The organism is Chryseobacterium pyrolae (genome assembly GCF_025153485.1).
Classification (GTDB): domain Bacteria; phylum Bacteroidota; class Bacteroidia; order Flavobacteriales; family Weeksellaceae; genus Chryseobacterium; species Chryseobacterium antibioticum.
In genome coordinates this window covers 269,441-283,018 of the sequence record NZ_JANZQH010000003.1, presented here as the reverse complement: position 1 = coordinate 283,018, position 13,578 = coordinate 269,441, and the positions used below count along the sequence as shown (strand labels likewise).

Sequence of the window (13,578 nt, the reverse complement as noted above, 5' to 3'; positions counted from 1 at the left end):
CGCTTTGCTTTTGCAGGGCGGTTTTTTCACTCTCAAAATTACACAAAAGTGTTATTTCAGAATTTAAATTACGTTTATACATTTGGGTAGAAACGGATAAGCCGAAAACGGACAGAGTAGGCATAATTTAAATTTTAAAAAAAATGAGTCAATTTAATAGTACTATTCACTTAATAGGAAGACACCCCGAAATTGCAAGAAATGAAGATTTTATACAATGGAACAATGTCCATGGATCTCAAATCTGGCACGAAACAGAACCAGATTCTGAGGGAATTTTTGATATTGTTATTCAATCCCCTGATAAAAATGACATAATTGCATTCCATCTAAAGCAAATCAAAAGTCAGAATGAAACTGGAATAAAATCAGAAATTCTTGAATATAAGACTTTTGATCTATTAAACTCAAAATCAAATCGACTATTCAGTTTAATTGAGGCCAATCGGATTGCTAAAAGTAAAAAGAATATTCTTGCTATAAGACCCAAAATAGATTGGACCCAAAATGAAATTAGCTGGGAGATTGATCTTCTTGAAAACCAGACAGTCGAAAAATACATTTCAAACAATAATCAACTAATTAAGATCAATACCCTAAAATTGCCTCAAAAAACTATTCCTTCAACAACTGCACCTGCGTATAATGATTGGCTTGAAGAAAATGAATTACACCATTTAAACAAATACAGGGCTCTAGCATTACAATGGGGCAGCCCGGCAATTACGGTCTCTGATAAAGTATTCCGAGTATTCCTCAAAACCAAAGAAAAAATGCTTTATGATGGTAACATCCTTCATATTGGCGAGTTTACTTGGGCGGATAATCTGGTAATTGATCAGTTAGGTTATCGGGGTATTTGTGATGAATGGGCTGTTATTCAAATAACAATGTTAAGGGCATTGGGCATTCCTTCTGTCTTGAAATTCCTTACCTTTAACTACAATGGAAAACCCGCTGCCCATGCATGTGTAGAATGGCTTGATAACGGAACTTGGAAACACCTTGATGCCCTATGGGATGCCTATGATAACAAATCTGTTTACAGACAAAATGGGGCAACAAATGTTATGGTAATGGATGCCAATTCCCCTAAAGACAACGTATATAATGGCAATGCTTGGGGAGTTCCAGACGTCAACGGAGATGGTAAACTTTATCCTTATGGTGATTTTATCATAAATCCTGCTTATCCAGGCAATCAAAGACCTGGTTATAGTTACTAGGTAAACTCAAAGAGATTCCAATATGAATTCTAAAAAGAGAAAAACAGGTAAAGTAATGTGGTAGTTAATTATCCACAGTAGTGCGAGCTTTTCACTGAGAAACAATAAAATTTATAAAAAAATTTTCAAAAACATTAAATCGTTCTGTTTTTATAGGACGGTTTTTTTATTATATTTGATAGGTAACTATAACCCATGAAAATCAACTTTTTTTCTAACGTCTTTATTTGGCTGCTATTAATAGCTTTACCAGAAATGGTATTTTCACAATCGACCGACTTTACCATTCAGGATGTAAAGTTTGAAAGTCAGGGTATCACTCTCGCAGGCTCAATTTTACAACCTAAAAACTCCTTTGCAGCAGTTGTCATTGTTCACGGATCTGATCCGGTAAAAAGAGAAATGGAGTTCGCAAAACATCTTGCTAAAGAAGGCATTGCTGTATTCACCTATGACAAACGTGGAGTTGGAGAATCTGGTGGTGTGTATGTAGGACCCTCTGTGGGCACGAATAATATCGACTCTACTAATCTTAATTTATTGGCTCACGATGCCAATGTAGCCGTAAAAACATTTCGAACCTATTTGAAAGATAAAAAAACACCCATTGGATTAGTTGGCTTCAGTCAGGCAGGATGGATAATCCCGATTGCTGCAAGCAAAAATCCACAAATTGACTTTATGGTTTTATTTAGTTGCCCTACAATTACAACGTTAGAACAACTTCGATTTCAGTTTTATACTAATGGAAACAATAGTTTTTGGGAAAATCATACAGAAGCAGATGCCATCGAGCATACCAGAAATGATCCGGACAGGTATCAATTTGTAGCGACTGACCCAAAAACCTATCTGAATACGCTTTCAATTCCCGGGCTTTGGCTTTTTGGTGAAAAAGATATACAGATTCCGGTAAAGTTGTGTATAGAGCAATTAAATACACTTAAAGTGCAGGGTAAACCTTTCGAATATACTTTTTTTTCTAAATTGGGACACAATACCTCTTCTAGCAACGATACAGCCCCTGTTGATATTGCTGTACAATGGATAAAGCAGAAAGCTTTGGATATTAAAAAAAATAAAGCTTCAAAATAAAGCACTACCACAAGTATTAGAATGCGTGATTACAGAAGTGAAAAAGACGAACCAGCTATGCCAAGGTGGTGGAATGCCGGGAATGATGTAACAACGTGTCGCTAAGACAATTTATATACTAACCGTTTTGCTTTTGCAGGGCGGTTTTTTTTGTTTAGAATAAAAAAACAGCGAATCAGGAAAATCTACAACAGCCGTTTCAAGCAATTACTAATTTTGTTGTGAATTCATCTTTACGTCTCGCAATAAGCTTTATCTTTAACAAAAAATAAACTAATAACCTAAAAGAATGACTTTCATTAAAACAATTTTTACATTTCTAATTACGTTTTTATCATTAACAACAACTTTTGGACAAGCATCCAAACACAAAACCAAAATCCTGTTAATCGGGACCATTCACTTTGAAACCCCTCATTTAGATACGTTTGAATTAAAGACTGATGATTTTTTAGCTCCTAAAAGACAGAAGGAACTGGAAGAACTGACCGAAATTTTAAAACGAACAAATGCTGATAAAGTGATGATAGAAAAACCATTGAATCAACAAAAGCAAATTGATAGTCTGTATAATACCTATTCCCAAAACAGGTATACATTAACCGTTTCTGAACGGGAGCAAATTGGTTTTAGATTAGCTAAAAAATTAAATTTAAAACATATCAATTGTGTAGATATTTTTTATGGAATGAAACATGACAGTTTGGTTTCTGTCACTGCTAAAGAAAAAAATCAGGTATATATATTAAATGAATTAGGGACTACTGCGAATAACTTTATGCGTGAAATCGATAGTGTAACAAAACAAAATTCAATAACCGGAATCCTGAAATATATCAACACAAAAGAACTTTTGGAGAAAAATTTATCATTGTACTTAAAATATTATGCAAAAATTGGTGCTGGAGACAATTACATTGGTGCAGAATCCGTTTCTGATTGGTATTTGAGGAATTTAGCCGTTTACGCTAATGTAATAACACAAATAGATGCCAATGACAAATACGTTATCCTGATATTTGGACAAGGGCATATTCCTATATTAAAACATCTGCTACAAAACAATGACGACTTTGAACTCGTTGAATTAAATACCATACTAAAATAAACTGCCACCAACAGCTCAAATTAACATTACAAAACTAAAACATGCAAGACGAAATCATAAAACACTCAAAAAAAATACATTCTGCTATGAACAATAAAAACCATTCTTTTAAAGAAAAAGTAAAAGAAGTACTTACTGAAATTCTTATTATTGTATTTGCAGTTACCCTTTCAATTTGGCTTCACTCCTGGAGCGAAGAAAGACATCAACAGAAAGATGCACAAACATTTTTAATTGGGTTGAAGGAAGATTTACAAAAAGACATTTCAAACCTGGAAAACACAAAAAAAACATTAAATAAAACTCAACAGCAAATATCATTTGCTTTACATCTTACCCCACAAAAAATAGACAGTATTGAAGCTAATCACAAACAGATTAATTCAGGTACAAATTTCATTAATACATTAGTAAATAATGGACGATATGAAGGCTTTAAATCTAGTGGAAAAATAAATACCATAGAAAATCAAAATATAAGAAATAAAATTTTGAGTTATTATCAGCAAACTATTCCAGAGATAGCGTTTGTCGAAGACTCATACGAAAGACTCATTTCAAGGTATGTAGATTTATTAATAAATGGAAACGAAGATGAAGATATCAATACAACGATACTAAAAAAGAAGACAAAGATTCTTTTATCAGGTATTGATCGTTTTACCAAAGACACCCAGGAATCTTATGAAGGCGCTATTAAGGAAGCAAGAGAAATTATAAAAGAAATTGATAAGGAAGAGCATAAGTAAAAAAGAGAAAGTAACAAGATTTGCCCTTGAAAATGCAGCTTCTGTATCTGGAATGCTTCTTACTACTGAGTTTGTATACAATAAAACAATCTCCGAAGTTTCAGACTTCGGAGATTGTTTTATATTCTAATTAAGGATAATCTATGATTTCTCATCTATTTTGAAATTGAATAATTCTTGAGGATGAACTTCTAAGCCTGTAGCTAGTTCCTGTATTGTTGAAATTCTTAAATCAACTTCTCCTTTTTCAATTTTACTGATATTACTATGGTCTACATCACATTTTTGAGCTAACTCCCGATAGCTTAATCCCATCTTCTTTCTAAGTTTTTCAACTCTTTTACCAAAAGCTATTCGAAATTCAATTTTATCCATTGCAATTACCATTATCCGAGCAATTTGGAAACTTTATATATCAAACCAAATCCACTAGTTCCGGCAGAGAAACTTCCAAAGCAGTTGCTATTTCAAGCAAAGTATAAAGCGTGGGGTTTACTTTACCGTTTTCCAGTTTTTCAATAGCCTGGCGATCTTTGTTGCAGGCACGGGCAAGATCAGACTGGCTCCAGCCCTTCTGCTGACGAAGCATAACAATTTGTTTACCCAATTCTATCTTTAACTTCTCTCTGGTCATAAATCAAATGTCAGCTAATTTGTTGACAAAATTGTCATATAAAAGATTGACATTTCAAAATTTTATGATACATTTGTCGTACAATTATATGACAATGATTAATTCAAGAAGACTTAAAATTCATACAAGATATCAGACAAGTACTTACAGAATAATAACTGTTCCCGAAATTCGTCTCGAGGGAAAATAGCTTGATAAACTGGGGTTTAAAGAAGGACAAATGGTGAACGTAGAACAAAAGAAAAACAAGCTAACGATAACTATTGATAAAACGTGAAAATAAGAATTATTTCATAACAAACATAGGTGTTTGCGACTTCCGCTGGTTGCGATTGATGAGAAACAGAGTTGGGCAGAGTCATGTAATTTCAGTAGAACTCTACAGGATTAATACAATTTATATATATTTATATTGACGCAATGCGTAAATTAGGGTGTTCTGCGTCATTATAAAAAAAATGCTAAAAATTAAGCATCATGGAATTTGAAATTAAATATGAAGATTATTTTGAAAATGAAATAGATTTTAATTTCATCAATTTTTCTGAAAAATATGTAAAAGTTTATTATAAAAATGGCTCTGTAAAAAAGAAAGAAGAGTATTTAAATGAAAAAATAACTCATCTTATTTATTATTTAGACGAAACCGAAAATCCTGAGAATGTTTTAGAAGAAAACTTTGAAATCTCTTCTGTTGAAATGATTGAATCAGAAAAAATCGAAGAATATTTTAAACGAACCCATAGAGATTACGATGCTGGAATTAGAGATGAAAATAATAGCTTTTCAGTGATTGACAAAAATAATCGAGAAATTTATTACAGCTCAATCATTGGTGGTGAAGAGGAAACTAATAAATATTTTTATGATAAAAATGGTAAAAAAATATATACATTCTGGTATTACAGCAAAAGTAAAGTGAGCAGTATAGATACGTTAAATCCAAAACATTTTGGTTATATCAATGAATTTAAACAATCTTTTACTGCTGAAGAATTTATGAATCTACCTGATGTTGATTGGGAAAATATGAAATATTATCATAATGCCGAACCCATGATACCAGAATAACCAACGCACAACAGAATTATCGTGGACAAAGAAACAGCGAATTATATCAAAAACTATTTCAGCAACTTAATGACAGACGATGAAAAGCTGGCATTGAAATATCAGATGTATACTTATAAAACTGAGGACAATCCAAAAATGAGAAAAATGATGATTGACAGAGGTTGGATTAGTGAACGGCCTGACATAAAAGAGTACCTCAAAGATGGATATGAAGAATTTGAATTCAATGTTGCCAAGCGAATAATGCAAGAAACACCTGAAAAAGTTTTTCTGAACAATTGTCCAAAATGTAACAAGCTAGCAAGAACACCATACGCAAGACAATGCAGACATTGCGGAAATAACTGGCACGATAAGTCTTTTTAGAACACAATACGAAGTCAGTAAACTTCGAAAAGCGAGGGTAGAAAATGAGTGAGGCAAAAACAGCAGAAAGAATTTGAAAAAAGCCTACCCATAGATAGAAAGTATTTTGAGAACTTATTTGACTATCCGGATAATCGATTATAAAAAACTATCGTTGTAAAATGAGTATTAATAAAGCCTCCATCACATCCATAAAACAAAATGCTTTCCTTTTTTTCTGGACAGGACAGTTTATGTACATCGGCAAAGCTGCTGATACGTCAATACATGACCATCATGCCATTCAAATTGTTATTTGTTTTGATAAAGCAATTGAAATAAGACTGCCTGATTCATCATATAAATTCAAAGCTGCAATTATTGATTCAGACCAACCGCATGAGTGCAGAACTTATGACAATACATTTCTGCTTTTAAATATTGCCCCTGAAAGTAAAATCGGAACCGCTATTAAAAAAAAATATCTTACCAATCAAAAAATTGCAGAATTGTCAGATGAAAAAACTTCTGAATTTATTGGCCAACTACAAATTGAATTAAAAGAAGAACAAAGCTGCGATGAAATTTTTTCAATCACCCAAAAATTTCTTTACACATTGATAAATTTAGAAGAAATGAAAATTTTTGACAATCGAATTTTAGAGGTGATCAAACTGTTAAATCAGCAAAACGGTGTTCGGATTAAAATTGATGACCTTGCAGGCAAAGTGTTTATTTCACCCAGCCGTCTTATTCATTTATTTACTGACCAGGTTGGAATTCCAATCCGAAAATATGTTTTGTGGACAAAACTTTTAAGTGCAACGCAAAAAATAATCGACACAAAAAACATTACACAGGCAGCATTAGAAGGAGGCTTCTCTGATGCATCACACTTTAACAGGACTTTCAAAAGAATGTTCGGGCTCAACCCTTCTCTACTTTTAAAGAATAGCCAAATCATACAAGCATACAGAAAATAGCTGTTGTATGTTTGCAAAAAAATTACACATTATGTATGCAATCAATCACGCTGCAACAGCCTTGCTCATTAAGAAAAAAGCACCAACAGCACCTATGATTTTATTACTTGTTTCAGTACAGTTGATAGAATTATTTTGGGTATTATTTAATTACATCGGTTGGGAACATTTTTCCATTTCAGACGGTAAAGTGCACCTCGATTTTCTTCCTTATTCGCACTCTGTGTTTGGTGCAGTCGTGGCTGCTTTAATATCATTTGCCATTATTAACTGGGGCTACAACAACCGAAAACTTGCTATTGCATTTTCCATTGGCGTTTTATCTCACATTATTATAGATATGATATTTCACGAAAAAGACATTCAACTTTCACCGTTTTCAGCTACGCCAGTTTGGGGTTTGGGAATTATAGATTATCCGTGGTTAAATTTTGCGTTGGAGTTTTTGTATGGATTATTTTGTTGGTGGTATTTCAAAGGCAGTAAAGCTTTATTGGCTGTTATTGTGATATTTAATATTACAGATTTGCCATTAATGCTTGGTGGTGGCGACTCACTGAAACCATTTCAAGAATATCCGTTTATTCTTCCTACAATTATTCTTTTTCAAATTTTAATTACGTGGTATTTTATTTGGCGATACAGCAGAAATACAAAGACTGCTTGAACAATTTTATGACAAACAACAAGGTATTGCGAAAAGCGGGGCTGAGTTGCTTCGATTGAACTTTTGTGCTAAAAATGCCCACCTTCGGCAATACCCGAACCGTAAACGATGAGTGCATAAGGAATAAAATAAGTCAATTATTTTTAAAAACATATAAAACCGTTCTGTTTCCAGAACGGTTTCTTTATTTTTACACCCACAAAAAAAGTGAACAAGACATGAAGAAAATAGAACAAAAAATTGATGAAGCCTTTAAAAACACGTTCCTGCTTCCCAGAGAAAAAGCAGTTACCAATTTCTTAGTTGATGTTCTAAGCTCTAAATATAAATTCAGGGAGGATGATAAAAAAATTGAAGTGATCAGCTTGTATTATTATGCTTCAAGTCCTTTAAGCTTTTTATTTGCCTTACCCAATTATGAATATTATTCTCCGGACAAGACCATTCAGATTGCAGAACTCCATTTAAAAGAACATTCATTGGAAGACTACTCCTCCACTGACGTTCAGGAACTCTGCAAAAGAGTTTTGGAGGAAAATAATATTGATTATTCGGCCTATCTCGATGAAGATGGTCATTTGGATTATGCTCATTACTGGGAAAACCAGTTCGGTTTGGAAAGTGATTTCTTAATGAGCTGCTGGAGAAACGCCAAAGAAAAAACGCAGTCTAAAATTCTTGGATTTTTAGAATCCTCAGAAGCCGGAGCCGGCTTGTATGACTTAAATAATGGCTTTGATGTTCCTTTTGACGTTGATATTGATGAATATCTACAGTCTCATGGTTTTATGATTGAAAAAGAGAGTTAAAAATTTATATGATTTGAAATAGAGCAGCAGAAAATATGAAAACAAAGTTTACAATAAAATCATTACTCCCTTCAATATTATCCATTGCCTTTCTCTTTTTAGTGGTCCTAACTTTACCTACATTTTTCCGTGACCCATATTATGAAAAAAACTTATTTGCTATTTTTTTTCCTTTTTTATTTACCTTCTCTTTCATAGTACTGTTTTTTGGAGAGGTTAGAACCAAATGCATCATTTTAAAAATCAATCGAAACGAAATAATTATAAAACGCTTTTGGGGTCTTCAAACAAAATCATATCAATTCTCTGAAATAGAAGGATGGAAATACAGTCATTTAACTTCAAAGGGAGGTACATATCAATATTTGTATTTATATAAAAATGGCAGTAAGATTGCAAAAATATCTCAATTCTATCATGTAAATTATTATCAGATAAAAAATCAAATACAAGCACAATTCAAATATTTAGGATATGAAAAATTCTCCTATATTGATGAATTCAAAGAGACATTTAGATAAAAAACATGAATACAACACCTTTTTCAAAGATTATTGCCGGTACCATGACCTGGGGAGTCTGGGGTAAAAACTGCAGCACTCAACAGATGATCGAATTGATGAACTCTTGTCTGGAAAACAGCATCACAACTTTTGATCATGCAGACATTTACGGAGACTATACTACGGAAGCTGATTTTGGAAAAGCTTTCAACGAAAGTAAGATCGATCGGAGCAAAATACAGCTGATCTCTAAGTGTGGTATTCAAATGCAATCCGACAAAAGAAATAACTCCATAAAGCATTACGATTATTCTGCTTCATATATTATTGGGTCCGTAGAACAGTCACTGAGAAACCTGCAAACGGATTATTTGGACTTACTGTTGTTGCATCGTCCCAGCCCGTTAATGAGAGCTGATGACATTGCAGAAGCTGTCGAAAAACTCAAACAAGACGGAAAAATTCTGAATTTTGGTGTTTCCAATTTTACACCACTACAAACGGATCTGATTGAAACAAAAATCAAAATCAATTATAATCAAATCAGCTTTTCTGTTACCGATTTTGAAGCGATGACCAACGGAAGTTTAGATCATATGCAGACTCGTCATATTACACCAATGTGCTGGTCACCCTTGGGCACTGTTTTTAAACAGGATAACGATCAGACTCAGCGTTTAAAAAAGATATTGGGAGAGCTTTCTACTCAATATGATGTTACTGCAGATATTCTTCTTCTCGCATGGATTCTAAAACATCCTGCCGGGATCTTACCGGTTTGCGGCACCGCTGATCCGTCGAGGATTGCCAATCTAATGAAAGCAACCACGGTTAATATGGAGTTACAGGATTGGTTCGCGCTTTGGTCGGAAAGTACGGGTGTTCCGGTTCCCTAATTTTTTGAGGTTCGTAGTAGGGATACTCTCGACAGCATTGGGAGAGTGAAAAATTAATGAACAGCTTGCCATTTTAAAACTACAGTATGACATCACCAGATCATTCAAAGATTATAAATAAAACAGCAAAAAAAATTTTTGGCCCGTATGGCATCAAACAAAAAGGAAGATCAAGAATCTGGTTTGACGACAATGGTTGGTACACGACCGTCATCGAGTTTCAGCCATTTACCGGAAGACAGGGAACCACGCTCAATGTTGGGGTCAATTTCAATTGGCATGAACAGGTCTATTTTTCATTTGATATCAGCTATAGACAAGATGTTGATTTTATAGAATATGATGGAAACGACGATCACTTTTCGAAAGAGGTTGAACAACTTTGTGAAATAGCCCTTAACAAAGCCCTTGAATACAGAGAAAATCTTCAAAATATCCATAAAGCCAAACCGTTCATTTTGAACCACACCTACACCAGTGAGAATATTTGGGGAAGTTATCATAAAGGAACAATATGTGGGCTAACCAATGATCTCGTTGAACAAAATCATTACTATCAGAAACTATTACAGGAAAATCATCCGGGAGAATGGCTCAATGAATTAAAAGAGCAGGTACAGCTTCTCATTGCCAATTCAGTCCATCACCATAAGTTTACAGAAAATGTCATTGAAATCATTAGAAAAACAAGGATATTGAAAAAACTTCCTGAAGTTGAAATAGAATTTATAGAGTAATATAAAGCTAATCTGATGTATGTTTATCCAAATTGTCACAAACAATTAGGCTATGCTTCAATCGAAATTGATTAAAGTAATTTAATTAATTGACTATCAAAATATAATAAAAAAAACTCAACTAACATTGCATTAAAGAATGCTTAAAAATCTTAAATTGAAAACATATCATTTTTTTGTAGCTTCGTTTCGTGAAGCCTGATGAAACATCGTATTTCATTATACTTATTAAAAACACCAACCATGAAAAACCTCCAGCGGGAAGACCTCCATATCATCAGCCGCCACAGCAATGTGACGGAACAGGACATACAACGGGCTCTGAAAGAAAACATTTACCATGATAAAGACATGTGGCAGAAATTCCTTCGCCTGTTTTTTATCACCCTAGGAATAGGTTTTACTACCGCAGGAATTATTTTCTTTTTTGCCTATAATTGGGCAGACCTGAATAAATTTGTAAAGCTAGGGTTAACCGAAATCCTCGTTATTGCTACGACCATCATCGTATTACTTCCCAAAATAAACAGCACGACCAAAAATATCATTCTGACGGGTTCATCATGTTTGGTTGGAGTTCTGTTTGCCGTATTCGGACAGATTTATCAAACGGGCGCTAATGCCTACGACTTCTTTTTGGCCTGGACTCTTTTTATAACGCTTTGGGTGGTAGTTTCCAACTTTGCTCCATTGTGGCTGCTGTATATTGTTTTACTTAACACGACATTTTTTCTATACACAGAGCAGGTCGCCAAAGACTGGCCGGCATTATTGGTCATTACACTATTTTTTCTGTTCAATACAGCCATACTCCTTACTTTCCTCTTTTTGGATAAGGATAAAAAAATTGAAAATGTCCCTAAGTGGTTTACCTATATCCTGGCTTTAGGCTCCGTGACCTTCGCGACTGCCGGAATGATTTTTGGGATTCTTGATGGATACGATCCTGTATTTCCGGTTTTAATTCCGATTGTTTTACTGGTTTTTGGGCTAGGAATCTGGCACGGCATCCAATCAAAAAATGGGTTTTATCTTTCGGTGATTCCATTGAGCATCATTATCATTATTTCAGCTTTACTTCTCAAAATATCAGAAGGCGGAGGCATGCTTTTACTAGTCAGCCTTTTTATCATTGTAAGTGTTACGCTGGTAATTATGAATCTGATCAACCTTCAAAAAAAATGGAACCATGAGAAATAGAGAAGAGATCAAAGAAATGCTGGATTATTTCCGAACCCCGGAAAATAAAGAATTAAAATTTGACGAAGATGCTATCTTTGCCGCTTATGCAAAAAGGGATGACCATCAATCCTTAGCCGTAAAAATTCTTTCTGTTTTCGGAGGGATCTTAGCAAGCCTTGCTTTTTTGGGTTTCCTTTTCATTACGGGATTATATGATTCAACTTCCGGTTTACTGATATCTGGAATGTTATTAATTATAGGAGGAATGTTCATCAATACAATGTATAATACCATCATCTTTGATACCGTAAGTGTTTCATCGTATACTATTGGGTTGGTCCTTTTAGCACTCGGCTTATTTAAGATGGAAATGACTGAAAATACGGTCAGCCTTATCTGTATTCTGATTGCGGCTGTATCACTGGTAATTGTCCGCAGCTATATCATTGCCTTTATTTCTGTACTAATCATTAGTGGAGGTATTATAACACTGATTGCATCGAACCACAATTTTGATTTGATTCACCTGTATACTTCTCTTCTGGCTATCACTGTTACAGCAGTGTTCCTGAAAGAAGCTAAAATAATTTCTCTGCATCCCGCATTTTCAAAATTATATGATCCGGTTCGCATCGGACTTATTTTTTCGTTTCTAGCAGGATTGATTTTTCTTGGGAATGATTTTATTGAGGTATCCGGGGATTATCTTTGGATATCATCTGTGGTCATTATTCTGGCCATCCTGTATGTCCTTTCAAGGCTTTTTGAAGTATTGAACATTTCCCAAACTACACAAAAGGCAGGTATTTATATTGTGACTGTAGCCCTACTACTGCCTACTATTCTATCCCCGGCCATATCGGGAGCTATTTTAATTATTCTTTTAAGCTTTTTAGTGAATTACAAAACCAGTCTGGCCATTGGCATTATGGCATTTATTTATTTTGTTTCACGATATTATTATGACCTTCATTTTACCCTGCTGACCAAATCCATTCTTTTATTTTCGTCTGGTATTTTATTCCTGGGGCTTTATTTATTAACCCGTAAAAAACTGACATCGAATGAAAAAGTATAAATGGATCATTATTGCAGCCAACCTTGTTATTTTACTGGTGTATTTCAATTATTCCGTTTCTAAAAAGGAAGAACTTCTCCAGAACGGGAAACTTGTTCTTTTGCAGCTGGCCCCGGTAGATCCCCGTTCTTTGATGCAGGGTGATTACATGAGCTTACGGTACAGACTATCGGAAAATGTCAATGCTGAACATCTTCCCAAAAGAGGATATTGCGTTATACGTCTCGACAGCAAAGGCGTCGCAGAAAGATTAAGGTTCCAACAAGAAACAACCCCTTTAAATAAGGGCGAATACTTAATTAAATACACTGCTCCCGACCAATGGAATATCAATATCGGAGCAGAATCTTTCTTCTTTCAGGAAGGACAAGCTAAAAAGTATGAAGCAGCAAAATATGGTGGCGTAAAAATCGATAAAAAGGGAAACAGTTTGTTAATAGGTCTTTATGATCAGCAACTGAAAAACATAAAATAAAGCATCCGGGTTTATTC

17 protein-coding genes are annotated in these 13,578 nt (G+C 34.2%); 15 read left to right on the top strand and 2 right to left on the bottom strand.

The window, feature by feature from the left end:
- Positions 1-143: 143 nt before the first annotated feature.
- The 4 genes from NZD88_RS08120 (at position 144) to NZD88_RS08105 (ending at position 4,178) form a co-directional block, all read left to right on the top strand.
- On the top strand, positions 144-1,226 hold the full coding sequence (locus NZD88_RS08120) for a transglutaminase-like domain-containing protein (RefSeq protein WP_259828655.1): 1,083 nt from the start codon (positions 144-146) through the stop codon (positions 1,224-1,226).
- A gap of 255 nt (positions 1,227-1,481) precedes the next feature.
- Complete coding sequence (locus NZD88_RS08115; protein WP_259828653.1) at positions 1,482-2,321, top strand: alpha/beta hydrolase family protein; 840 nt, start codon at positions 1,482-1,484, stop codon at positions 2,319-2,321.
- Positions 2,322-2,610: 289 nt separating this feature from the next.
- A complete protein-coding gene (locus NZD88_RS08110) occupies positions 2,611-3,429 on the top strand; it encodes a DUF5694 domain-containing protein (RefSeq protein ID WP_259828651.1) in 819 nt (272 codons plus the stop codon).
- A 41-nt stretch (positions 3,430-3,470) separates the two neighbouring features.
- Positions 3,471-4,178, top strand: a complete 708-nt coding sequence (locus NZD88_RS08105) for a DUF6090 family protein (RefSeq protein ID WP_259828649.1) — start codon at positions 3,471-3,473, stop codon at positions 4,176-4,178.
- Between the two features lie 141 nt (positions 4,179-4,319).
- Here the strand turns inward: NZD88_RS08105 and NZD88_RS08100 are convergent, their stop codons facing one another.
- Positions 4,320-4,565, bottom strand: coding sequence for a helix-turn-helix domain-containing protein (locus NZD88_RS08100; RefSeq protein ID WP_259828637.1), 246 nt, complete (start codon positions 4,563-4,565; stop codon positions 4,320-4,322).
- Between the two features lie 28 nt (positions 4,566-4,593).
- The gene (locus tag NZD88_RS08095) at positions 4,594-4,812 is read right to left on the bottom strand and encodes a helix-turn-helix domain-containing protein (protein WP_169232834.1); all 219 of its coding nucleotides are present in this window, start codon (positions 4,810-4,812) and stop codon (positions 4,594-4,596) included.
- Positions 4,813-5,289: 477 nt separating this feature from the next.
- Here NZD88_RS08095 and NZD88_RS08090 point away from each other — a divergent pair, with 477 nt between their 5' ends.
- The 11 genes from NZD88_RS08090 (at position 5,290) to NZD88_RS08040 (ending at position 13,561) form a co-directional block, all read left to right on the top strand.
- Positions 5,290-5,883: a hypothetical protein gene (locus tag NZD88_RS08090; protein ID WP_259828636.1), complete on the top strand. Its 594-nt coding sequence runs from the start codon at positions 5,290-5,292 to the stop codon at positions 5,881-5,883.
- A gap of 21 nt (positions 5,884-5,904) precedes the next feature.
- A complete protein-coding gene (locus tag NZD88_RS08085) occupies positions 5,905-6,252 on the top strand; it encodes a hypothetical protein (protein ID WP_259828635.1) in 348 nt (115 codons plus the stop codon).
- A gap of 161 nt (positions 6,253-6,413) precedes the next feature.
- Positions 6,414-7,214, top strand: coding sequence for a helix-turn-helix transcriptional regulator (locus NZD88_RS08080; RefSeq protein ID WP_259828633.1), 801 nt, complete (start codon positions 6,414-6,416; stop codon positions 7,212-7,214).
- A 7-nt stretch (positions 7,215-7,221) separates the two neighbouring features.
- Positions 7,222-7,881, top strand: a complete 660-nt coding sequence (locus NZD88_RS08075; protein ID WP_259828632.1) for a hypothetical protein — start codon at positions 7,222-7,224, stop codon at positions 7,879-7,881.
- Positions 7,882-8,099: 218 nt separating this feature from the next.
- A complete protein-coding gene (locus NZD88_RS08070; RefSeq protein WP_259828630.1) occupies positions 8,100-8,690 on the top strand; it encodes a hypothetical protein in 591 nt (196 codons plus the stop codon).
- A 35-nt stretch (positions 8,691-8,725) separates the two neighbouring features.
- Complete coding sequence (locus tag NZD88_RS08065) at positions 8,726-9,211, top strand: hypothetical protein (protein WP_259828629.1); 486 nt, start codon at positions 8,726-8,728, stop codon at positions 9,209-9,211.
- Between the two features lie 5 nt (positions 9,212-9,216).
- The gene (locus NZD88_RS08060; protein WP_259828627.1) at positions 9,217-10,089 is read left to right on the top strand and encodes an aldo/keto reductase; all 873 of its coding nucleotides are present in this window, start codon (positions 9,217-9,219) and stop codon (positions 10,087-10,089) included.
- 86 nt (positions 10,090-10,175) lie between these two features.
- Positions 10,176-10,826: a hypothetical protein gene (locus tag NZD88_RS08055; RefSeq protein ID WP_259828625.1), complete on the top strand. Its 651-nt coding sequence runs from the start codon at positions 10,176-10,178 to the stop codon at positions 10,824-10,826.
- Between the two features lie 243 nt (positions 10,827-11,069).
- Positions 11,070-12,026: a DUF2157 domain-containing protein gene (locus tag NZD88_RS08050; protein ID WP_259828624.1), complete on the top strand. Its 957-nt coding sequence runs from the start codon at positions 11,070-11,072 to the stop codon at positions 12,024-12,026.
- A complete protein-coding gene (locus NZD88_RS08045; RefSeq protein ID WP_259828622.1) occupies positions 12,016-13,086 on the top strand; it encodes a DUF4401 domain-containing protein in 1,071 nt (356 codons plus the stop codon). Before NZD88_RS08050 ends, NZD88_RS08045 begins: the two co-directional genes overlap by 11 nt.
- Positions 13,073-13,561, top strand: coding sequence for a GDYXXLXY domain-containing protein (locus tag NZD88_RS08040; RefSeq protein WP_259828621.1), 489 nt, complete (start codon positions 13,073-13,075; stop codon positions 13,559-13,561). Before NZD88_RS08045 ends, NZD88_RS08040 begins: the two co-directional genes overlap by 14 nt.
- Positions 13,562-13,578: the final 17 nt, after the last annotated feature.

Excerpts from the sequence above, each read along its gene's own strand:
- NZD88_RS08120 (WP_259828655.1), top strand. The coding sequence starts at position 144 with ATGAGTCAATTTAATAGTACTATTCACTTAATAGGAAGACACCCCGAA.
- NZD88_RS08115 (WP_259828653.1), top strand. The coding sequence starts at position 1,482 with ATGGTATTTTCACAATCGACCGACTTTACCATTCAGGATGTAAAGTTT.
- NZD88_RS08110 (WP_259828651.1), top strand. The coding sequence starts at position 2,611 with ATGACTTTCATTAAAACAATTTTTACATTTCTAATTACGTTTTTATCA.
- NZD88_RS08105 (WP_259828649.1), top strand. The coding sequence starts at position 3,471 with ATGCAAGACGAAATCATAAAACACTCAAAAAAAATACATTCTGCTATG.
- NZD88_RS08100 (WP_259828637.1), bottom strand. The coding sequence starts at position 4,565 with ATGGTAATTGCAATGGATAAAATTGAATTTCGAATAGCTTTTGGTAAA.
- NZD88_RS08095 (WP_169232834.1), bottom strand. The coding sequence starts at position 4,812 with ATGACCAGAGAGAAGTTAAAGATAGAATTGGGTAAACAAATTGTTATG.
- NZD88_RS08090 (WP_259828636.1), top strand. The coding sequence starts at position 5,290 with ATGGAATTTGAAATTAAATATGAAGATTATTTTGAAAATGAAATAGAT.
- NZD88_RS08080 (WP_259828633.1), top strand. The coding sequence starts at position 6,414 with ATGAGTATTAATAAAGCCTCCATCACATCCATAAAACAAAATGCTTTC.
- NZD88_RS08075 (WP_259828632.1), top strand. The coding sequence starts at position 7,222 with ATGTTTGCAAAAAAATTACACATTATGTATGCAATCAATCACGCTGCA.
- NZD88_RS08070 (WP_259828630.1), top strand. The coding sequence starts at position 8,100 with ATGAAGAAAATAGAACAAAAAATTGATGAAGCCTTTAAAAACACGTTC.
- NZD88_RS08065 (WP_259828629.1), top strand. The coding sequence starts at position 8,726 with ATGAAAACAAAGTTTACAATAAAATCATTACTCCCTTCAATATTATCC.
- NZD88_RS08060 (WP_259828627.1), top strand. The coding sequence starts at position 9,217 with ATGAATACAACACCTTTTTCAAAGATTATTGCCGGTACCATGACCTGG.
- NZD88_RS08055 (WP_259828625.1), top strand. The coding sequence starts at position 10,176 with ATGACATCACCAGATCATTCAAAGATTATAAATAAAACAGCAAAAAAA.
- NZD88_RS08050 (WP_259828624.1), top strand. The coding sequence starts at position 11,070 with ATGAAAAACCTCCAGCGGGAAGACCTCCATATCATCAGCCGCCACAGC.
- NZD88_RS08045 (WP_259828622.1), top strand. The coding sequence starts at position 12,016 with ATGAGAAATAGAGAAGAGATCAAAGAAATGCTGGATTATTTCCGAACC.
- NZD88_RS08040 (WP_259828621.1), top strand. The coding sequence starts at position 13,073 with ATGAAAAAGTATAAATGGATCATTATTGCAGCCAACCTTGTTATTTTA.